24 protein-coding genes are annotated in these 18,078 nt (G+C 60.7%); 15 read left to right on the plus strand and 9 right to left on the minus strand.

From position 1 onward, the window contains the following. Positions 1 to 20 precede the first annotated feature (20 nt). Complete coding sequence (locus E0502_RS07550) at positions 21 to 935, plus strand: alpha/beta fold hydrolase (RefSeq protein WP_137677285.1); 915 nt, start codon at positions 21 to 23, stop codon at positions 933 to 935. Here the strand turns inward: E0502_RS07550 and E0502_RS07555 are convergent. Then, positions 932 to 1,180, minus strand: a complete 249-nt coding sequence (locus E0502_RS07555; protein WP_137677286.1) for a GlsB/YeaQ/YmgE family stress response membrane protein — start codon at positions 1,178 to 1,180, stop codon at positions 932 to 934. The two genes, E0502_RS07550 and E0502_RS07555, sit on opposite strands and share 4 nt — an antisense overlap. A 628-nt stretch (positions 1,181 to 1,808) precedes the next feature. On the opposite strand from E0502_RS07555, the gene E0502_RS07560 reads away from it, so the two are divergent. The 3 genes from E0502_RS07560 (at position 1,809) to E0502_RS15080 (ending at position 4,275) form a co-directional block, all read left to right on the plus strand. Further along, complete coding sequence (locus E0502_RS07560; RefSeq protein ID WP_420813491.1) at positions 1,809 to 3,758, plus strand: ribonucleoside-diphosphate reductase subunit alpha; 1,950 nt, start codon at positions 1,809 to 1,811, stop codon at positions 3,756 to 3,758. A gap of 10 nt (positions 3,759 to 3,768) precedes the next feature. After that, positions 3,769 to 3,951: a hypothetical protein gene (locus E0502_RS07565; protein WP_137677288.1), complete on the plus strand. Its 183-nt coding sequence runs from the start codon at positions 3,769 to 3,771 to the stop codon at positions 3,949 to 3,951. 153 nt (positions 3,952 to 4,104) lie between these two features. Beyond that, positions 4,105 to 4,275, plus strand: a complete 171-nt coding sequence (locus E0502_RS15080) for a hypothetical protein (protein WP_161593727.1) — start codon at positions 4,105 to 4,107, stop codon at positions 4,273 to 4,275. A 203-nt stretch (positions 4,276 to 4,478) separates the two neighbouring features. Here the strand turns inward: E0502_RS15080 and E0502_RS07570 are convergent, their stop codons facing one another. Beyond that, on the minus strand, positions 4,479 to 4,721 hold the full coding sequence (locus tag E0502_RS07570; RefSeq protein WP_137677289.1) for a DUF2171 domain-containing protein: 243 nt from the start codon (positions 4,719 to 4,721) through the stop codon (positions 4,479 to 4,481). A gap of 233 nt (positions 4,722 to 4,954) precedes the next feature. On the opposite strand from E0502_RS07570, the gene E0502_RS07575 reads away from it, so the two are divergent. The 4 genes from E0502_RS07575 (at position 4,955) to E0502_RS07590 (ending at position 8,151) form a co-directional block, all read left to right on the plus strand. Then, positions 4,955 to 5,134, plus strand: coding sequence for a hypothetical protein (locus E0502_RS07575; RefSeq protein ID WP_137677290.1), 180 nt, complete (start codon positions 4,955 to 4,957; stop codon positions 5,132 to 5,134). 41 nt (positions 5,135 to 5,175) lie between these two features. Then, entirely contained in the window at positions 5,176 to 5,913 is a 738-nt protein-coding gene (locus tag E0502_RS07580; RefSeq protein WP_204517931.1) for a hypothetical protein, read from the plus strand. A gap of 158 nt (positions 5,914 to 6,071) precedes the next feature. Continuing rightward, entirely contained in the window at positions 6,072 to 7,121 is a 1,050-nt protein-coding gene (locus E0502_RS07585; protein WP_137677292.1) for a ribonucleotide-diphosphate reductase subunit beta, read from the plus strand. A 208-nt stretch (positions 7,122 to 7,329) separates the two neighbouring features. After that, positions 7,330 to 8,151 carry a hypothetical protein gene (locus E0502_RS07590; RefSeq protein ID WP_137677293.1) on the plus strand — a complete coding sequence of 274 codons (822 nt, stop codon included), beginning with the start codon at positions 7,330 to 7,332 and terminating at the stop codon, positions 8,149 to 8,151. Between the two features lie 66 nt (positions 8,152 to 8,217). On the opposite strand, the gene E0502_RS07595 is transcribed toward E0502_RS07590, so the two are convergent. After that, positions 8,218 to 8,829, minus strand: a complete 612-nt coding sequence (locus E0502_RS07595; RefSeq protein ID WP_137677294.1) for a thermonuclease family protein — start codon at positions 8,827 to 8,829, stop codon at positions 8,218 to 8,220. A 185-nt stretch (positions 8,830 to 9,014) separates the two neighbouring features. Here E0502_RS07595 and E0502_RS07600 point away from each other — a divergent pair, with 185 nt between their 5' ends. Further along, complete coding sequence (locus E0502_RS07600; RefSeq protein ID WP_137677295.1) at positions 9,015 to 9,266, plus strand: HP1242/YdcH family protein; 252 nt, start codon at positions 9,015 to 9,017, stop codon at positions 9,264 to 9,266. Between the two features lie 250 nt (positions 9,267 to 9,516). Here the strand turns inward: E0502_RS07600 and E0502_RS07605 are convergent, their stop codons facing one another. Beyond that, positions 9,517 to 9,990: a hypothetical protein gene (locus tag E0502_RS07605; protein WP_137677578.1), complete on the minus strand. Its 474-nt coding sequence runs from the start codon at positions 9,988 to 9,990 to the stop codon at positions 9,517 to 9,519. A 167-nt stretch (positions 9,991 to 10,157) separates the two neighbouring features. On the opposite strand from E0502_RS07605, the gene E0502_RS07610 reads away from it, so the two are divergent. Continuing rightward, positions 10,158 to 11,078: a sulfotransferase domain-containing protein gene (locus tag E0502_RS07610; protein ID WP_137677296.1), complete on the plus strand. Its 921-nt coding sequence runs from the start codon at positions 10,158 to 10,160 to the stop codon at positions 11,076 to 11,078. 84 nt (positions 11,079 to 11,162) lie between these two features. Here the strand turns inward: E0502_RS07610 and E0502_RS07615 are convergent, their stop codons facing one another. The 3 genes from E0502_RS07615 to E0502_RS07625 all read right to left on the minus strand — a co-directional run bounded on the left by E0502_RS07615 (position 11,163) and on the right by E0502_RS07625 (position 12,765). Continuing rightward, complete coding sequence (locus E0502_RS07615) at positions 11,163 to 11,750, minus strand: hypothetical protein (protein ID WP_240048906.1); 588 nt, start codon at positions 11,748 to 11,750, stop codon at positions 11,163 to 11,165. A 35-nt stretch (positions 11,751 to 11,785) separates the two neighbouring features. Then, complete coding sequence (locus E0502_RS07620) at positions 11,786 to 12,163, minus strand: DUF4870 family protein (RefSeq protein WP_137677298.1); 378 nt, start codon at positions 12,161 to 12,163, stop codon at positions 11,786 to 11,788. A 71-nt stretch (positions 12,164 to 12,234) separates the two neighbouring features. Continuing rightward, positions 12,235 to 12,765 (minus strand): thermonuclease family protein, encoded by a 531-nt coding sequence (locus E0502_RS07625; RefSeq protein ID WP_137677299.1) that lies wholly within the window; start codon positions 12,763 to 12,765, stop codon positions 12,235 to 12,237. Between the two features lie 100 nt (positions 12,766 to 12,865). Here E0502_RS07625 and argB point away from each other — a divergent pair, with 100 nt between their 5' ends. The 5 genes from argB (at position 12,866) to E0502_RS07650 (ending at position 16,455) form a co-directional block, all read left to right on the plus strand. Further along, a complete protein-coding gene (gene argB / locus E0502_RS07630) occupies positions 12,866 to 13,765 on the plus strand; it encodes an acetylglutamate kinase (protein WP_137677300.1) in 900 nt (299 codons plus the stop codon). A gap of 93 nt (positions 13,766 to 13,858) precedes the next feature. Further along, a complete protein-coding gene (locus E0502_RS07635) occupies positions 13,859 to 14,131 on the plus strand; it encodes a YggT family protein (protein ID WP_137677301.1) in 273 nt (90 codons plus the stop codon). Positions 14,132 to 14,134: 3 nt separating this feature from the next. Next, complete coding sequence (folD, locus tag E0502_RS07640) at positions 14,135 to 15,028, plus strand: bifunctional methylenetetrahydrofolate dehydrogenase/methenyltetrahydrofolate cyclohydrolase FolD (protein ID WP_137677302.1); 894 nt, start codon at positions 14,135 to 14,137, stop codon at positions 15,026 to 15,028. A 32-nt stretch (positions 15,029 to 15,060) separates the two neighbouring features. Next, positions 15,061 to 15,816, plus strand: coding sequence for a hypothetical protein (locus tag E0502_RS07645; protein WP_137677303.1), 756 nt, complete (start codon positions 15,061 to 15,063; stop codon positions 15,814 to 15,816). 15 nt (positions 15,817 to 15,831) lie between these two features. Further along, complete coding sequence (locus tag E0502_RS07650) at positions 15,832 to 16,455, plus strand: MarC family protein (protein ID WP_137677304.1); 624 nt, start codon at positions 15,832 to 15,834, stop codon at positions 16,453 to 16,455. Positions 16,456 to 16,464: 9 nt separating this feature from the next. On the opposite strand, the gene E0502_RS07655 is transcribed toward E0502_RS07650, so the two are convergent. Together E0502_RS07655 and E0502_RS07660 are read right to left on the minus strand one after the other, a co-directional pair. Next, a complete protein-coding gene (locus E0502_RS07655) occupies positions 16,465 to 17,076 on the minus strand; it encodes an LON peptidase substrate-binding domain-containing protein (RefSeq protein ID WP_137677305.1) in 612 nt (203 codons plus the stop codon). A gap of 17 nt (positions 17,077 to 17,093) precedes the next feature. Continuing rightward, positions 17,094 to 18,011: a tetratricopeptide repeat protein gene (locus tag E0502_RS07660; RefSeq protein WP_137677579.1), complete on the minus strand. Its 918-nt coding sequence runs from the start codon at positions 18,009 to 18,011 to the stop codon at positions 17,094 to 17,096. Positions 18,012 to 18,078 lie beyond the last annotated feature (67 nt).

The following is an 18,078-nucleotide window of genomic DNA, read 5'->3' on the forward strand; positions in this document are numbered from 1 at the left end:
CGCGCAACCGCGGAGAGACCATGCCCACGACCCAAGCGAACGGATTGCAGATCCATTATGACGAGCACGGCGATCCGGCGGCGCCGCCTGTGTTGCTGGTGATGGGTCTCGGCGCGCAGATGACGCTGTGGCCGATGGAACTGGTCGACGCGCTGGTCGCGCGCGGCCACCGCGTGATCCGCTATGACAATCGCGACATCGGGCTGAGCGAAAAGTTCGACGGGGTGAAGGGTCCCGGCATTCTCAAGATGGTGATCTGGAGCAAGCTCGGGCTGCCAATTCGATCACCCTACACGCTCAGCGACATGGCGGCAGACGGGATCGGCCTGCTGGATGCGCTGGACATCGAACGTGCGCATGTTGTCGGCGCGAGCATGGGCGGGATGATCGTCCAGACCATGGCGATCGAACATTCGAACCGCCTGGCTTCGATGACCTCGATCATGTCGACCACCGGAAACCGCAAACTGCCGCAAGCGACACCGAAAGCGATGAAGGCGCTGACCCAGCGGCCGAAATCGATGGAAGAAGATGTGCTGGTCGAACACGGCATGTCGCTCTGGCGGACCATCGGCAGTCCGGATTATCCGTTGAGCGACGAGCGGCTGCGCAGCGACATTCTCAGCACTATCCGGCGCAGCACCTATCCCGAAGGCATGCCGCGCCAGCTGGCGGCGATCGTCGCCGACGGATGCCGCCGCGAGCGGCTGAAGGCGGTGGAAGTGCCGAGCCTGGTCATCCATGGCGAAGCCGATCCGCTGGTCCCGCTACCGGGCGGGGAGGATACGGCGGCGCATATTCCGGGCGCGCGACTGAAGACCTTTCCCGGCATGGGCCACGATTTGCCGCTCGAACTGGTCGATCCGATGGCCGATGCAATTGCAGAGCATGCGAAAACGGCGGCCGGCAAAGCTGGCGGCACAAGCGCGGCTTAGAACTCGCCCCAGCCGATAAGCCGCGCCGCGAGGATCAGCGCCATCGCGCCCAGAATCGAAGCAAGGCAGCCCGCGCGATTGAATCCCTCTCGCCCGCGGTGGGCCAGCAGACCGGCGAGCAGCGAGCCGCCGATGCCCAGAGCAATGGTCCCAAGCCAGCCCATCTCGACAGCGCCGGGATAAAACCAGCGCGCCAGTGCTCCGACAATCAGTCCGGTGAAGATGGCGCCGATAATGTTGAACATGAATGGTCCTTTCGTGCCGGCCGTGCTGCGTAGCGATTCGGGCCGGAATGTGAATGTCGGGGCCCTTTGCCCCAATGTGCGCGGATTCGAAAATTGCGTCACAGGATTCGTTTGATTCAAACCCCTGCAATACCCATTTTCCGCATATAAATTTTTTCACGGATTCATTTTTGGGCTTGCGTGGTCCGCAAGCCTAGGATTTCCGGCGCGTCGCTGCGTTGCAGCAAGCTAATACACCGGACCGGAACACGGTTAATTGCGATTTACCCTATTGCACCTGAGACCGGTCTGATTCAGTATCTAGTGGTTCGGGTCCCGGGGGCACCTACTAGACCTTGTTGTTTTGGCGATCGCGCCTAAGGCGTGGCGGCAGAGAGATTCGGTCTCCTGTGGATAGGTGGGGGAGAAGTAATGCTCCATCTGGAACCTGAAAAAATGCTAGGTGGGACACATCCCGCCGAATCGAACGGATGAGGAACATCGGGCACAGCGCGGTGTTGAATAAAGGCGGGGCGTATAAATGGAATTCAGGACCGGGGACGACGAAGCCATGGGGCTCGATCAGGATAGCAATGCAACCGACACAGACATCACTTCAGCACCGGAAAAACAGAAGGTCGCGGTAAGCATGGACAAGGCAGACAAGGGTTCTGACGAGCTGGTGGCCGAGAAGGCCGGCGAAGCCATGGCTGAAGCGCTGGGCACGGTGGCCAAGGCGGCTGCCCAAAGCAGTTCGACCGGGCCCGATGAAGACAGCAAGAAGGTCAACGACCGCCGCTTCACCATCACCACCGATGAAAGCCGTGACGCGAACCTGACCGATTTCGGCAAGGAAACGCTGATCGACCGCTACCTGCTGCCGGGCGAAAACTTCCAGGACCTGTTTGCCCGCGTCGCGGATGCCTATGCCGACGATCAGGAGCACGCGCAGCGTCTCTACGACTATATCTCACGGCTGTGGTTCATGCCGGCGACCCCGGTGTTGTCGAACGGCGGCACTGCGCGCGGCCTGCCGATTTCCTGCTATCTCAATTCCGTGTCCGACAGCCTGGACGGCATTGTCGGCACCTGGAACGAAAACGTCTGGCTGGCCTCCAAGGGCGGCGGCATCGGTACCTATTGGGGTAATGTTCGCGGCATTGGCGAGCCGGTCGGCCTCAACGGCAAGACCAGCGGGATCATCCCGTTCGTTCGCGTGATGGACAGCCTGACGCTGGCGATTTCGCAGGGCTCGCTGCGGCGCGGCTCGGCGGCCTGCTATCTCGATGTCAGCCATCCGGAGATCGAGGAATTCCTCGAAATCCGCAAACCTTCCGGCGATTTCAACCGCAAGGCGCTCAATCTGCACCACGGCGTGCTGTTGACCGACGAATTCATGGAAGCGGTTCGCGCGGGCGAGAAATTCGATCTCAAATCGCCCAAGACCGGCGAAGTGCGCGCCACAGTCGACGCGCGCAGCCTGTTCCAGAAGCTGGTTGAAACCCGCCTCGCCACCGGAGAGCCCTACATTGTCTTCTCCGACACAGTGAACCGCATGATGCCCAAGCATCACCGCGAACTGGGCCTGAAGGTCTCGACCTCCAACCTGTGTTCGGAAATCACCCTGCCGACGGGCATCGACCACTTGGGCAACGACCGCACGGCGGTGTGCTGCCTCAGCTCGCTGAACCTGGAAAAATGGGACGAGTGGAACGGCGACAAGACCTTCATCGAAGACGTCATGCGCTTCCTCGACAATGTCCTGCAGGATTATATCGACCGCGCACCGGAAGAAATGGCGCGCGCCAAATACAGCGCGATGCGCGAACGTTCGGTCGGCCTTGGCGTAATGGGCTTCCATTCTTTCCTGCAGGCGAAAGACCTGCCGATGGAAGGCACCATGGCCAAGGTGTGGAACCTCAAGATGTTCAAGCACATCAGCGGCAAGGCGGAAGAGGCCTCGCTGCTGCTCGCGCAGGAACGCGGCGCTTGCCCCGATGCGGAAGAAATGGGCGCGATGGAACGTTTCAGCTGCAAGATGGCAATCGCGCCGACCGCGTCGATCAGCATCATCTGCGGCGGCACCAGCGCCTGCATCGAGCCGATCCCGGCCAACATCTACACCCACAAGACGCTCTCGGGCAGCTTCGTGGTCAAGAACCCGTATCTTGAGAAAGTCCTCCGCGCGAAGTCGAAGGATTCGAACAATGTGTGGAACTCGATTCTCGAGAAAGGCGGCTCGGTCCAGCATCTCGATTTCCTCACGGACGAGGAAAAGGCGACGTTCAAGACCAGCTTCGAGATCGACCAGCGTTACCTGCTCGAATTCGCCGCCGATCGCGCACCGTTTATCGATCAGGCTCAATCGCTGAACCTGTTCATTCCGGCCGATGTCGACAAGTGGGACCTGATGATGCTGCACTTTCAGGCGTGGGAAAAGGGCATCAAGTCGCTCTATTATCTCCGCTCGAAGTCGGTCCAGCGCGCTGGCTTTGCCGGCGGGGTGGAAGCGGACAACACGGCCGATGCGGCCAAGTTCGAACTGGCCGCAGGCGCAGGCGAACAGACCGATTACGAGGAATGCCTGAGCTGCCAGTGATCCAGCGCTGATGGACCCCGATCAGTTCTATCTGATTGGCATCATCATTGCCGCTGTGCTTGCGCTGGCGAACGTCTGGCGCGGGGCGGTTCTGATGAAACAGGGCGCACGCGGACAAGCGAACAAGCGGATGATGTACGGCGCGGCCATGATGTTGTTCATGGTCGCGCTGCTCGTTTTCAAGCAGGGTTAGCTGCGCGTTCCTCCCGTCAGCAACATCCGCCATATTTCCGGCATGACTTTCAGTGCCATGCGCCATATCCATGGCGTAGCCTGAGCCCCTGTCGACAAGGCACAAGGCTCTCATCGCAGCGGTCAGTTCGACCATCGCGACGGGAGACTTTTCATGTTGCTCAATATGGGCGCGATCCTGCTCAGTGCTGGTGTCGGCATAATCGGCGTTGCCGGGCGTTGGCCCGACAATGCGAACAAGCGCACCGCCTTGACCGCAGGACCGTTGCTCTCGTTCTTCGGCTGTGTCCTCGCTTTGCTGGCTTTCGTCAGGGCGGGGTATTAGCCGGACCCTGCGGGCAGGCGGATCCGCTCGACCCGTCTCCCCACTGATGATCTGTCAGCCTGCAGGGATAGTTTCGGTTTCGCTCAAACATGACGGCTGAACACGAAAAACCCCGGCGCTCGACCCTGTAAAAGGGGAGCTGCCGGGGGGTGCCGACCCTCCCGCCGGACCAATCCGACAGGCGAGTTGCAGGTGCGGAGGTGTCAGGCGTCCGCCATCGCCTTGTTCCCGAGACCTTCCGGAATACGTGCATCCTCCTTGAGGTAGATGCGGTTGTCATCCAACCGGTCGACATCGCTCAGGGCGATGAAGTGGTGCATATCGTCCATGCTGTCCGACTTGGTCAGCTTGATCGCTTCGTCCTGCACCGCATCGACTGTGCCGACGTGCTCACCCTTCGAATTGGTGACTTCCATATGTTCCTTGATGCGTAGCTTCTCAAACATGTTTTTCCTTTTTGTTGAATGGGTTACACTATACTAACGGGCTTGAAGCGTCATCGTTCCTCGACTCGCCGAAGCTGAGCCACGGGTCATGGAACGGCCGGTTTACCGGCTTGCCGGGGATGCGCCCGAACCCCGCCGGGGCCAGATTTATGGCATGGGCGAAGCCTCCTGCACCTGCTGGAAAGTCTCCGGTATCGCCGCAGCATTTGCGGCCGGACACGGGGAGAAACAGAATGCTTACCTATGGCGGAATTGGATTGCTGGCCGCCGGCATGATCATGATGTTCGGCGCAGAGAAACTCATCAGCGATCCGGAAAAAGCGGCCAAAGCCAAGAAGCAGGCGCCGATCCTGGCCGTGGTTGGCGCGGCCGCTCTGGGCCTCGGCATATTCCTCGGCGGGATGCTCGCCTAAACGCCCCCGCTTGCGATCGTACTAGAAATTCGGGCGGTATGGTGGCACCCAAGCCGCTGATGTTCGCGCCTGAACTCTTGACCACAGGGGCCTTGCTGACCGCCGCACTTGGCGCAGCGGGCGGGGCTGCGCTGACGCTCGGCATCTACCTGTTTCGTGACCGGCATGTGTTGCTGCATCGCTGGCGCAAACGGCAGCGGATTGCTTCGGGCGATTACGAGGCGCTGACGTGGGACGATGAACCCGATGGCTATCTGCCCGATGCGGTGAGCGAGGAAGAGCGGGAACAGCTGCCGCTCGATCTCGCGATGTCGGCGGTGCTGGGCGCGATCTGGCTGGTCGGCGCCTGGTACCAGAGTGACGGGCTGATTTTCGTGCTGGTTGCCGGGGCGCTGATCTGGTCGACGGTGACATTGCTGCGCGACGACAACTCGCCGGTGCTCGATGCGGAGGTTGGCGAGGAGAGCCAGCCGATGGATCCCGCCCGGCGCTGGCGGCTTATCGCGGCCAATCTCCTGTTTATCGGCTTTGTTGCCGTGACCACGCTGCGCCCGCTTAAGGCCGCGTTCGGCCGGTGGTTCGATGCGGCCCCGAACCTGTTCTACGCGGGCGGCGCGGTTCTGGCCGGATTGGCCCTGTGGGCGCTGGCGACCGGGATCGATCCTGACAGCGACCTGCCCAACTGGCGCAGCTACGATTTCCCGCGCGAGGCGGTGTTCGGATTGATCGGCGCGCTGGTGATGGTCGGCGCGATTGTCGGGTTTGCCACGGTGATGTGATGCTGATGTGACGCTGATGTGACCGCGATGTCACCCCGTGCATGAAAAGCGCGAAAATCTTTGCCCGTTTTATCCCCGCTGAAATCTTTGTTCTTGCCTTCGAATCCGCTCTCTGATTCCCTATATGAGTCGTTCGCGCAGTTGAGAGGAAGCACAAGATGTCGTTGTTGGAAGCCCGTAAGACCTACAAGCCCTTCGAATACCCATGGGCTTACGACTTCTGGAAACGCCAGCAGCAGATCCACTGGATGCCGGAAGAGGTGCCCTTGGGCGAGGACTGCCGCGACTGGGCGCAGAACCTGACCGATCACGAACGCAACCTGCTCACGCAGATCTTCCGTTTCTTCACCCAGGCGGACGTGGAAGTGCAGGATTGCTACCACGAGAAATACAGCCGCGTGTTCAAGCCGACCGAGATCAAGATGATGCTCGCCGCGTTCTCCAATATGGAGACGGTGCACATCGCGGCCTATTCCCACCTGCTCGACACCATCGGCATGCCGGAAAGCGAATACGGCATGTTCCTCGAATACGAGGAGATGAAGAACAAGCACGATTATTTGCAGGAATTCGGCGTCGACACGGACGAGGATATCGCCCGCACGCTGGCCATGTTCGGCGGTTTCACCGAAGGGCTTCAGCTGTTCGCCAGTTTCGCCATGCTGATGAACTTCCCGCGCTTCAACAAGATGAAGGGCATGGGCCAGATCGTCAGCTGGTCGGTGCGCGATGAAAGCCTGCACTGCGAAGGCATCACCCGCATGTTCCACGCCTTCTGCAAGGAACGCGATTGCCTGACCAAGGCGGTCAAGGAAGACATCATGGACTGCTGCCAGAAAACGGTGCGGCTGGAAGATGCCTTTATCGACCTCGCGTTCGAAGACGGCCCCGTGCCCGGCATGACGCCGAAGGAAATCAAAAAATACATCCGCTACATCGCCGACTGGCGCCTGCAACAGCTGGGCCTGCCGACGATCTACATGGTCGAAGACCACCCGCTGCCCTGGCTCGCCCCGCTGCTCAACGGTGTGGAGCACGCCAACTTCTTCGAAACCCGCGCGACCGAATATTCAAAGGGCGCGACCACCGGCGACTGGCAGAACGTGTGGAGCACGTTCGACAAACGCAGCAAGGCCAAAGCCGCGAACGAGGAAGAAGCGGTCGACGAAGGCCCCGACATGTTCGGCGAGGGCGTTGCGGCGGAGTAGTCTCGGCACTCGCTGACTTTACTTCAATGAAATATGCGACTAGCGCCGAGTTACATATCGGAGCAGTGCATTGATTGGGGTCAGGGACTTAATAAAGCCGCCATTCGCTAATTACGATGTGGTGGTTTACTTTGGCGCAGGGCTCTTCTCGGTTCCCTTTATCGTTCGGTATATAGCAATGCCACTGGGCCTGCCAAACCCAGTGTTTTTGACCCAAGAATCCAATCAGGTCGTTCTCGAAATTATAAGAGTTCTGACAATTATTACGTTTGTTTATGTATTTGGCCATATTATCGCTTATTTGTCCAGTCAATTAATAGAAAAGACAGTTGATAGGTTCTTTGGTAAAATAAGCACGGCCATATTAATTTCTTCTAGCTCTACTAGTAAAAATCGAAACACTCATGTTAGAAGGGAAATAAAGAGCCGATCAAAGAATATTTACCGTGATAACGCGCTTTTTTCGTCCGCAGTGCGTGGCTTATTCCATACACCAAACTTTCCGATCTATGTTTTGGTCTATATCATAGGTGTGTTTGGATATTTCGACACCAGGGTGCCTCATTCGTCACTACTTGAAGCCCAGAAGAAATATAAAAAGCATATTTGTGCAGAGGATCTAACCACCGATGTGAAATGGTTTAAGCCACTTGAGTACTTTGTTATAAACCGCATTCCCAGTGCCGTTCCACGGATGTATAATTATCTGGTGATCGCGGGTCTTTTTCGAAGTCTATCCTTCGTATTTCTCAGTTCTTGCTGGTGGGTTATCATTTATCTGCTCGCGCATACCAAATATGGCACTTGGCCTCTCCCTGGCGAGGACCTGATTGGTGATGGTGTAGGTGTTATGGAGCTTTTCGCTCTCTCCTCAGCCTCGGTATTTTCGTTGATGGCGTATCTGAAGTTTCAGCGACGCTATGCAGAAGAAGCGATTCTCGCCCTTGCATACTGGAATGAGGGAGATGATTGTCCCTCAACCATGAGCATCATTCAGGCTCCCAACAATTCTGTCCACATTTCCGGATAGCCGACAAATCTATTCCAATCTCTGAGCTTTTTCGGATTATCTCAGAGCAGCCACGACGCTGTTTCCTCAACACCAGTCCCTGCGAAACCCCTGCCATTCCTCGGCCAGGCCTTCGCGTACCAGCGTGTCGCCGACGCTTGCGCCGCTGACGTGCAGTTCGCGCAAGAGCCGGTCGTAGCGGTCGCGGTCGGGGCTGTCTGACGGGTCGATCACCTGCACCCGTCCGCTGTTCAGGAGCGCGATCAGCCGCTCGGTCGCGCGTTCGCCCAGTTGTTTCTCGTAAGCGCAATCGGGATCGCCGATTTCCGGCGTGTTGATGTCCGACAGGCGGATCTTCTCGCCGCCGAGCCACACCGTATCGCCATCGACCACGCAATTCGCCCGCGACCCGAAGCTGCAGCGGCTGAAGCGGACGGTCGGCGCATCGCGTGCTTGCCTGCGCGGCACCGCCGGGTTCTCCGGTCCGGCAGCAATGCCCTCCGGCTGCGGCACCGCACCCGCGCTTGTCCCTGCCGGGCCCCACAGATACAGCCCGCTCACCGCGCCGAGTATCGCCGCCAGCACAAGCACCGGCAGGGCCGAAGGTGATTTCGGCGCCGGTTCCGGTTTGCGGATATGCTGCGGCCACACATGTTTGCGGGCCGCCGTCTTGCGGCGGAATGGCGTGTCGCGTTCCATCGCCGCAGGTTACGCCGCAGCCACCAGCAAATCGTTAAGGGCGAATGCCTAGAGGCCCATGCGCTGGCAAATGGGCAGGCCGATAGTGCGCGGGTCTGCCCGCTGTTGCACGAAATTGATCCACATCAATGCCTGCGCGCGCGACCGGCGGTAAACGCTGTCCAACCCAACCGGAAGGAAACCCCATGTCGCAGCACACGCCCAATGAACTGACCGAGATTTTCAAGCGGGACCGCGATCTGCTCACCCGCCTCAAGGCGGACGACGCGCATTATGTGAAGCTCGCGGACGAGTATCACGCGGTGAACCGCGAAGTGCACCGGATCGAAAGCGAAACCGAAGCGGCGAGCGACGAACGGGCCGAAGCGCTCAAGAAGCAGCGGCTCGGCCTGCTCGACCGGATCACCGCGATCGTGACCAGCGCACGCGGGGTTTAGCGCGGACCCATAGCGGGGACCGGACAGCGCCAGTCGGCGCGCATGGCAGCACGCGCCACACTGCGCTGTCCTACAGCGCCGCGCCTGCGCTATGCTGGCAGGATGAGCGCGCCATATCCCTGCCGTGAAACCTGCTTCGCGCGCCCGTTTCGGCCTGCGAGAATTTCTCCGCTTGAACAGTGTTCCACTTGTTCCACTTGGCTTTCGCGCCGGGCGGGTATGCGCGGTATCGGATCGTGCTTAAAGCCGCTTAGAACCACCAGGTCTTCGGCTTGGGCATCGGCTTGGCGCTACCGGCTTTGGCCAGTGACAGGACGCTGCGGATGCTGAACCAGATCACATTGAGCAGCAACAACAGCATGCCGCCGAACATACCGACAAACAGCATGGCTGGCGGCGGCTCGTTCGGCCCGCCCTGCTGCGTCATCTCTGCCTGCAAGATCGAGCCGAAGACCGCACCGAACCACAGCATGACAAACGCGACCCCGACGGCGAAACTGATCCAGAAGGTGCGGATGAGGTACGTGTAGTGGGTCTTCTCCCACTCCTGCGTCTCCGGCTCATTGCGCCAGACATAGGCCAGGATAACGCCGACGATGGCGGAGATGCCGAGCACAAGGTTGAGCAGGTACAGCAGCGCGATGATAAACGGGCGCTGCATGGTCACCCCGGTGTTGCCGGCGGGTTGCGGCTGGGGTGTGGGCGGCGCGCCAGTGTTTCCCATCGTGTTTTCCATCGTGTTTCCCCTGATCGTGTACCGCAAATCTAGCGGTTCGGCGGTGGGAAGGGAAGGGCGGCGGGAACCAGGCTCCGGCGGTAGGGTGAGCCGCTTGCCATCCGCGACGCCGGATGCGAGACGTGGGGCGGGTCGGTATGATGGGGGAAATCTCGATGACAAACGGATTGGGGCGCCGCGCGCGCAACCTCGAAGAATTCGGAATGAACATGCAGGCGCTGCATGAGTTCGAGCGGTCGTCTTTCACGCCCTATGCCCCGCGCACCGATGGCGGACCGCCCGATGTCTTCATCACCAGCTGGGCCAAGAGCGGCACCACGATGATGCAGCAGATGTTCCACCAGTTGCGGATGGCCGCAGCGACCGGCGCGGGCGACATGGATTTCGACGACATCAGCCGGATGACCCCGTGGGATGATACGGCGGCCATGCTCGATTTCGATATGACTGCGCCGCAGCGCGCAGAGCCTCGCGGTTTCAAGTCGCACCGCGAGTACGAGCGGCTGCCGGCTGGCCAGCGTTATGTCGTCACGCTGCGTGATCCAAAGGAATGCTATGTCTCGTTCCACCGCTTCTTCGATGGCTGGCATCTGGAGCGCGGGGCCTTGTCGCTGGAGGAATTCTGGCCGCTGTTTCTCGGCGGAGGGCCGGGCGGGTGCGACTATTTCACCCATTTGCTCAGCTGGTGGACCCGGCGCGGCGAGCCCGACACGCTGCTCACGACCTATCGCTGGGCGGCCAGGAACCGCCCCGCCATGATCGCCCGGCTCGCGGCGTTGCTGGAAATCGAAATCACGCCTCAGCTGTCTGCACTGGTGGAGGAAATGACCACCCGCGAGTTCATGCACGCGCACAAGGACCGGTTCGACGATGCAATGGTCTGTGCCGCGATGGAACAGCGCCTCGGCATTCCGGCCGACAGCGATTCAACCAAGGTGCAGGCGGTCGGCAGCGATAGCAAGGCCGTGCCCCCGGCGATCGCCGAGCAGATCGACGCCATGTGGGCAGAGCAGGTCTTGCCGGTCACCGGGCATGCCGATTTCGCTGCGCTGGCGGCAGAACTCGACCCGGTCTGAGCGAGCAGCCGGCTGAGCGAAGCGGGTTGGCGGGATGCCGGCTGTTGTCAGGCTTCGGCTACGGGCTCGGCAACCGCGCCAGTCTCACTCCTCGGCGCCCCATGGCGGAGGCGGGGCTTCGACCGGATTTGCCAGGTCGAATTCGACGCGGAACTGGCGATCCTCTGGCGCCCCTTCGGATTCGTAGCGGCGCAGCTGGTAAGCGAAAACCGGTTTCTGCGCCCCGGCAGGATCGACTTCGACGCTCCAGACATTGGTCACCGATGCAGTCAGCCCTTCGCGCTCGAACATGGCAACGCTTTCAGCATCAACCGGAAAATCCTGCGTGCGGGAGGTGCCCGGAGCCGCGCTGTCACCGCCGTACATCGTCACGGCATCGGGCTCGCCATCTTCATGGCGATGGTCGTGCTTGAGCCGGAAGCCATTTTCCGTTCGTGTAATCAGCCACGTTCGCGACCGGTCCCACTCACCGCCCCGCTGGCGGACATGAAACGGTATCGCGATCCGTTCATCCGAGCATTCGCGAACATGCATGACCATGTCCGCCCCGACGAAGTCACTGTCGGCTGCGTCATCGCTGACCAGTTCGCCAGCATAGGCCTTGCCGCAATGCGATTGCAGGGCGGTCCAGAAATCGGTTTCGGTCTCGACCTGCGGGTTGCACCCCGCCAAGAGCAATGACGAGGTGCAAAAAGCCAGACAGCGTTTCAAAATAGCAATGTCTCCGGATCCGGCATAGGTTCACGTTTCTGCGCCTTGATCAGCGACATCACGCTGCGCACGGCAACCCACACCATGACCGCCAGCGACATAAAGAAGCCTATCAGGATGACCCACAGGATCGCGCTGACGATTGAGGCGGCAAAACCGATCCAGAATGTGCGAATAAGATAGGTATAGTGCGACCGCTCCCAATCCTGCGCTTCATCCTTCCAAACATACGCAAGAACGATCCCGACGAGGCCTGAGATGCCGGTGATGAAGCTGCCAAGGTAGCACAGGCTGATGATCGTCGGATGGTTGGCGTCGAATCCGCCTTGTGCTGGTGGGCCTGCAGGCGGTGGTGGCGTGATGTTGTCTGACATGCTGTGTCCCCCCTCGATAATGGACTTTACAACTCTAGCTGGCCTGAAGGAAAGGACAAGGCCAGCTCATTTCAGCTGTCCACACACCAATCGCGAGAGGGCAAGCCCCAACCCGAAGTTCGGGCCAGTTCGCGGCTCTCCATCCAGTCCGCCAGCCACTCATCCCCGCCAGCGCCCTCGCGCCGAAGCCCGCGCAGTTCACGGCCATATTGGTCACGCGGCGGCTCTGCGCCGCCATCCATCAGCAACGGTCCGCGATTGAGCCAGTCGAGCAGCGCATTGCGCGATGCGAGCGCAAGCTTGCGTTCGGCGATGCATTCCCCTGCCAGCTCTGGCGCGTCAAAACCCGTCAGGCGGATGCGGCGCTTGCCCAGCATGATCGTATCTCCATCGATCACACACGCGTTGCTGTCGCGCTCGGCACACAGAGTGAATCGCTGGTCGACCTGGTCCCATTCGCCGCCTGTGACCGACCAGCGCATCAACCACCAGCTCGCCGCGAAGATCGCCGCCAGCAGCAACCAGATTCGCAGCACTTGCCAGCGCCTTCGCCATGCTCGGCGGCGCTGCCAGCGGGCATCGAAGCGGGGTTGCTTGACCATGACGCCCTATCGCAGCGCATCGTGCCGCGCGCAAAGCGCTTTCCCATGTCTTCCCCAGCCGCTAGGGGCGCCAACACGACCGGGCGACGAGGATTTGCCGATGAGCGCGAGCGAAGACGCGACAATGCTGGCCAAGGCGGAAGTGCTGATCGAGGCGCTGCCCTATTTCCAGCGCTATGCAGGACGCACCTTTGTGGTCAAATACGGCGGCCATGCGATGGGCGATCCGCAAGCTGCGCGCGACTTCGCGGAAGATATCGTGCTGCTCAAAGCTGTCGGCATCAATCCGGTTGTGGTCCATGGCGGCGGACCGCAAATCGGTGCGATGCTCAAGAAGCTTGGCGTCGAAAGCACGTTTGTCGACGGTTTGCGGGTGACAGACAAGGCGACCGCCGAGATCGCGGAGATGGTCCTCTCCGGCGCGATCAACAAGGAACTGGTCGGCTGGATTGCGAAGGCCGGGGGCAAGGCGATCGGCATTTCCGGCAAGGATGGCGGGCTGGTTACCGCGACCAAGGTCGAACGCACGGTAAAGGATCCCGACAGCAATATCGAAAGCGTGATCGACCTGGGGTTCGTCGGCACGCCGTCCGAAGTCGACACGACAATCCTCGACACCGCTGTGACAGCGGGCATGATCCCGATTGTCGCCCCGATCGGCGCGGACAAGGATGGCCAAACCTACAATATCAATGCGGACACGATGGCGGGGGCGATCGCCGCCGCACTCGGCGCTGCACGGTTGTTTTTGCTGACCGACGTGACCGGCGTGCTCGACAAGCAGGGCAAGCTGCTGACGGATCTTTCGCCGAGCCAGATTGCCGAACTGCGCGATGATGGCACGATCAGCGGCGGGATGATCCCCAAGCTTGAAACCTGCGTTTCGGCAGTCGAGGCCGGCTGCGATGCTGCGGTGGTGCTTGACGGCCGGGTGGCTCACGCAATGCTGCTCGAATTTTTCACCAGCCGCGGCGCGGGTACGCTCGTCCGGGCGGATTGATCGCTGATAGAAAAGCCGGCGCGAAGCGTGTTGCTATGTTGATACACCACCCCCATCTCGGCTAACAAGCCCAAGGTTGCTGCAGAGGACAAAATGGACGCCCTGATCGGAATTATCTACATGCTGGCCAACGCGCTGAGCATGATCATCATCATCTGGTTCATTATCGGCCTGCTGTTCGCGTTCAATATTGTCGGCCGGGACAACCAGTTCCTGTGGCAGGTCGAACGTTCGATTGCCTCCTTGCTCGACCCTTTACTGAGCCCGATCCGCCGGGTCATGCCGGAAACCGGCGCAATCGACTTTTCACCGATGGTGCTGATCCTGCTGATCAACGCTGTCCTGATCGTGCTGGGAAATCTCTGACCGATGACTGCTTCACGGATTGACGGGAAGGCCTTCGCCGCACGGCTGCGCGAGCGTGTGGGAGCGATGGCAGCGGAGTTTGCCAAGCAAGCCGGGCGCAAAGCCGGGCTCGCAGTCGTGCTGGTCGGGGACGATCCGGCCAGTCAGGTCTATGTCGGCAGCAAAGGCAAGGCGACGCTCGCCGCCAATATGGAGAGTTTCGAGCATCGCCTGCCGGACGACACCGGTGAAGCGCAGTTGCTGGCCTTGGTCGAGCAGCTGAACAATGACGATGCCGTTGACGGGATCCTGGTCCAGCTGCCGCTGCCCGACCATCTGGACGAGCAGGCGATCATCTCCGCCATCTCGCCGGACAAGGATGTCGACGGCTTCCATGTGATCAACGCTGGCCGGCTTTCAGTCGGGCAGAACGGATTTGTTCCCTGCACCCCGCTCGGCTGCATGATGCTTTTGACCGACCGGCTCGGCGATCTTTCAGGCCTCGAAGCGGTGGTAATCGGACGCTCCAACATCGTCGGCAAGCCGATGGCACAGCTGCTTGTCGATGCGAATGCGACCGTCACGATTGCGCATAGCCGGACGAAGGATCTGCCGGCTGTGGTCAAACGCGCAGACATCGTCGTGGCGGCCGTCGGGCGGCCCGAGATGGTCAAGGCCGAATGGCTCAAGCCCGGCGCGACGGTGATCGATGTCGGTATCAATCGCCTGCCGCCCGCCGAAGGCGAAGCCAAGGGCAGGCTGGTCGGAGATGTCGCGTTCGGCGAAGCGAGCGAGGTTGCCAGTGCGATTACGCCAGTGCCCGGCGGCGTCGGACCGATGACAATCGCAGTGCTGCTGCGCAATACTCTTGTTGCCGCGTACCGTAACGAAGGTCTGACGGTTCCCGACAGCCTCTAGCAGCGCAAAGATCGAGCGGCTAAGGGGCGGATATGATCCGGACCATAGCCCTTGTCGCCACCATCTCGCTGCTCGCCTCCTGTGCGTCAGGGCCGCCGCGCATGTCGCGCCAGGCAATCGACCGCGCGCTGGTCGGCGCGCCGGGCATGGCCCAACCGAGCAAGATCGTGGCCGCGGAACTCGCCTTCGCTCGCGCCGCGCAGGACGACGGGCAATGGACCGCCTTTCGGGAATTCATGGGACCGGGTGCATTGATCCACGGACGCAATGGGCCGTTCGATGCCGGACCGTGGCTTTCAGCGCAGAGCAACCCACCGGTTGCGGTCAAATGGGCCGCGCGATCAGTTTGGATGAGCTGCGACGGGACGCTTGCGATTAGCCGCGGACGCTTCCTCGATCCGCAGGGCGAGGTCGGCACTTTCATCACGCTATGGCAGCAGCAGGAAAATCTTGAGTACCGCTGGATCTACGATCTCGGCGCGCCCGATGATCCGCAGCCCGCAGCGGCCGAAATGGCCGCCGACGCCGGAATCGTCGTTTCAGCAGAAGACCTTATCCAGGGCTATGTTGCCGATTGCCCGGGGGAACCAAATCTGATGCCCGCTCCGACCATGTCGGTGGTCGGAAACACGACACGTTATCGCGGTGGAAATTCACCCGATGGAACCTTGCGTTGGCGGTGGGAACATCGTGCGGACGGCACACGGCGATTCTACTCGCAGTATTTCTCGGAAGGCATCTGGCAGACAGCAGTGGATCACTCGATTCCGCCGCAGGACAGCGAATAGGACGACGGCCCGGTAATGCTCGAACTCTTCATCTCCGCCTTCATCACATTGTTCGTGGTGATCGATCCGCCCGGTTGCGCGCCGATTTACGCTGGTCTGACCAAAGGCGCATCGCCGGCGCAATCACGCAGCATGGCGCTGCGCGCCTGTGTGATCGCTGCGATCATTCTGGTCATCTTCGCCCTGTTCGGTGAAGACTTGCTCGCCGCGCTGCATATCGAGCTCGACAGTTTCCGCATCGCTGGCGGGTTGATGCTGTTTTTCATCGCGTTCGAGATGGTGTTCGAGAAGCGCACCCAGCGGCGCGAAGAACGGGCGGAGAAAGTCGCCGCGACGCCGCAGGTCGAGGACGTTTCCGTATTTCCCATGGCGATGCCGATGCTCGCCGGGCCGGGCGCAATCGCGGCAGTGATGCTGCTGACCAACGAAGCCAAAGGTACTGAACAGACTCTGGTTGTGCTCGGAGCATTGGCCGCAGTGCTGGTGCTGACAGCAGCGGCCTTGGTGGCTGCAGCGCCGTTAATCCGCTTGCTCGGGGACCGGGTCGAGGCGGTCATCACCCGGCTGCTCGGCGTGTTGCTGGCCGCGCTCGCGGCGCAATATGTGATCGACGGGCTGAAAGGCAGCTTCGGCTTCTGAGCCGATCGCTTACTGAAGAGTGATGATCTCGTCACCATCGTCGCGGTGGGTGAAGAACTGCATCAGCTGTATCAGCAATTCGCAGCGCGCATTGAGGTCCGGTGCTTCGAGCAAGGCCTGCTTGGCCGCCGGATCGAAAGGTGCGATCTGCGAAACCCCGTCGATCAGCGTGTTGTCGTCCAGCCGGCCGACCGAGTCCCAATCCACGCTGTAGCCCTGAACCGCAGCGAAGCGTCTTGCTTCCTGCTCGAAGCTCGCGCGTTCAATGCTCGACAGCACGCCTTCGGCACTGTCTTCAATCAATTCCGCCTCGACTTGCCGGAAGGCAGTCGTGACATCGAGCTCGCGCAGGATGCGAAACCGGCTCTCGCCTTCGAGCACGAGGTTGTAGCGCCCGTCTTCGAGCGCTTCGAATTCGCCGATCCGCCCGACACAGCCGATCTTGAACAGAGGTGCCCCTTCTGCCGGTTGCTGCGGCTGGATCATGCCGATGCGCCGGTCGCGGGCAAGCGCATCGCTCACCATCGCGCGATAGCGCGGCTCGAACAGATGCAGCGGCAATTGCAGGCCGGGAAACAGGATTGCCCCGGTCAGTGGGAATATGGTCAGCCGCTTGCTCATGACTGTTTGTGCCACAATCAGCCGAACAGGATTCTTGACAGGCGGCGGCGGGTGGCAACGACCCATGGGTCTTCCAGCCCGACAGCCTCGAAAATCTGCAGCAGTTTCGTTCGCGCCGCACCTTCGTTCCACTCCCGGTCGGCCTCGACCATGCGCAGCAGCGTGTCCGCGGCATCGTCGCGCTGTCCGGCGGCGAAGGCCGCTTCGGCATAGGCAAGGCCTGCATCCATATCGGCGGGATCGCTCTCAGCCTTCTCGCGCAGCGTCTGCAATTCGCTGTCATCGACTTTTGTATCCGCCAGTTCGACAGCGCTCTTGGCCTGCTCGATCAACGGGTCGGCGGCAATTTCGGGGTCTTGCAGCGCAGCGTCGAGGATGTGCTTGGCTTCCTCGACCTGGCCCAGGGCAACCAGCGCGCGGACAAGCCCGGCCTGCGCTGCTGCGTTGGACGGTGCCATATCGATGACCTGCGCATAAATGCCTGCAGCGCGTTCGGCATCGCCTTCGCTCATGACCTGGTCCGCCATGGCAATGAATTGAGCGACATCCTGCTGCGGTTGACCACCGTTCTCGCCGCCGGGCTGCGTCGGCAGCTTCTCGAGGATCTGGTCGAGCATTTCTTTCAGCTGGGATTCGGTGCGCGCACTGGTCAGATCGGCAACCGGCTGCCCCTGGAACATGGCATAGACAGTCGGGATCGAGCGAACCTGAAACTGGCTGGCGATGAATTGTTCTTCATCGACATTCACCTTGGCCAGGATCACGCCTTTGTCGGCATATTCGGCCGCAACCTTCTCCAGCACCGGAGTCAAGGCCTTGCACGGGCCGCACCATTCGGCCCAGAAATCGAGGATCACAAGGTTCGACATCGACGGTTCGACGACGTCCTTCTTGAATTTGTCGACTGCCTTCTGCTCTTCGATATTGAGGCCCATGCTCGCCAAGTTTCTGTCCCCTGGTTGTTCGTCTGGCTGGAATTGCCGACCCAATGTGGGCTTTTCG

This window comes from Parerythrobacter lutipelagi (assembly GCF_005434975.1).
GTDB classification, from domain to species: domain Bacteria; phylum Pseudomonadota; class Alphaproteobacteria; order Sphingomonadales; family Sphingomonadaceae; genus Parerythrobacter_A; species Parerythrobacter_A lutipelagi.

Coding starts and splice junctions, on each gene's coding strand:
- E0502_RS07555 (WP_137677286.1), bottom strand. CDS start 1,180: ATGTTCAACATTATCGGCGCCATCTTCACCGGACTGATTGTCGGAGCA.
- E0502_RS07600 (WP_137677295.1), top strand. CDS start 9,015: ATGTCGCAGCACACGCCCAATGAACTGACCGAGATTTTCAAGCGGGAC.
- E0502_RS07560 (WP_420813491.1), top strand. CDS start 1,809: ATGGACAAGGCAGACAAGGGTTCTGACGAGCTGGTGGCCGAGAAGGCC.
- E0502_RS07565 (WP_137677288.1), top strand. CDS start 3,769: ATGGACCCCGATCAGTTCTATCTGATTGGCATCATCATTGCCGCTGTG.
- E0502_RS07635 (WP_137677301.1), top strand. CDS start 13,859: ATGGACGCCCTGATCGGAATTATCTACATGCTGGCCAACGCGCTGAGC.
- E0502_RS07625 (WP_137677299.1), bottom strand. CDS start 12,765: ATGGTCAAGCAACCCCGCTTCGATGCCCGCTGGCAGCGCCGCCGAGCA.
- E0502_RS07650 (WP_137677304.1), top strand. CDS start 15,832: ATGCTCGAACTCTTCATCTCCGCCTTCATCACATTGTTCGTGGTGATC.
- folD (WP_137677302.1), top strand. CDS start 14,135: ATGACTGCTTCACGGATTGACGGGAAGGCCTTCGCCGCACGGCTGCGC.
- E0502_RS07550 (WP_137677285.1), top strand. CDS start 21: ATGCCCACGACCCAAGCGAACGGATTGCAGATCCATTATGACGAGCAC.
- E0502_RS07610 (WP_137677296.1), top strand. CDS start 10,158: ATGACAAACGGATTGGGGCGCCGCGCGCGCAACCTCGAAGAATTCGGA.
- E0502_RS07595 (WP_137677294.1), bottom strand. CDS start 8,829: ATGGAACGCGACACGCCATTCCGCCGCAAGACGGCGGCCCGCAAACAT.
- E0502_RS07585 (WP_137677292.1), top strand. CDS start 6,072: ATGTCGTTGTTGGAAGCCCGTAAGACCTACAAGCCCTTCGAATACCCA.
- E0502_RS07605 (WP_137677578.1), bottom strand. CDS start 9,990: ATGGGAAACACTGGCGCGCCGCCCACACCCCAGCCGCAACCCGCCGGC.
- E0502_RS15080 (WP_161593727.1), top strand. CDS start 4,105: ATGTTGCTCAATATGGGCGCGATCCTGCTCAGTGCTGGTGTCGGCATA.
- E0502_RS07645 (WP_137677303.1), top strand. CDS start 15,061: ATGATCCGGACCATAGCCCTTGTCGCCACCATCTCGCTGCTCGCCTCC.
- E0502_RS07620 (WP_137677298.1), bottom strand. CDS start 12,163: ATGTCAGACAACATCACGCCACCACCGCCTGCAGGCCCACCAGCACAA.
- E0502_RS07655 (WP_137677305.1), bottom strand. CDS start 17,076: ATGAGCAAGCGGCTGACCATATTCCCACTGACCGGGGCAATCCTGTTT.
- E0502_RS07570 (WP_137677289.1), bottom strand. CDS start 4,721: ATGTTTGAGAAGCTACGCATCAAGGAACATATGGAAGTCACCAATTCG.
- argB (WP_137677300.1), top strand. CDS start 12,866: ATGAGCGCGAGCGAAGACGCGACAATGCTGGCCAAGGCGGAAGTGCTG.
- E0502_RS07575 (WP_137677290.1), top strand. CDS start 4,955: ATGCTTACCTATGGCGGAATTGGATTGCTGGCCGCCGGCATGATCATG.
- E0502_RS07660 (WP_137677579.1), bottom strand. CDS start 18,011: ATGGGCCTCAATATCGAAGAGCAGAAGGCAGTCGACAAATTCAAGAAG.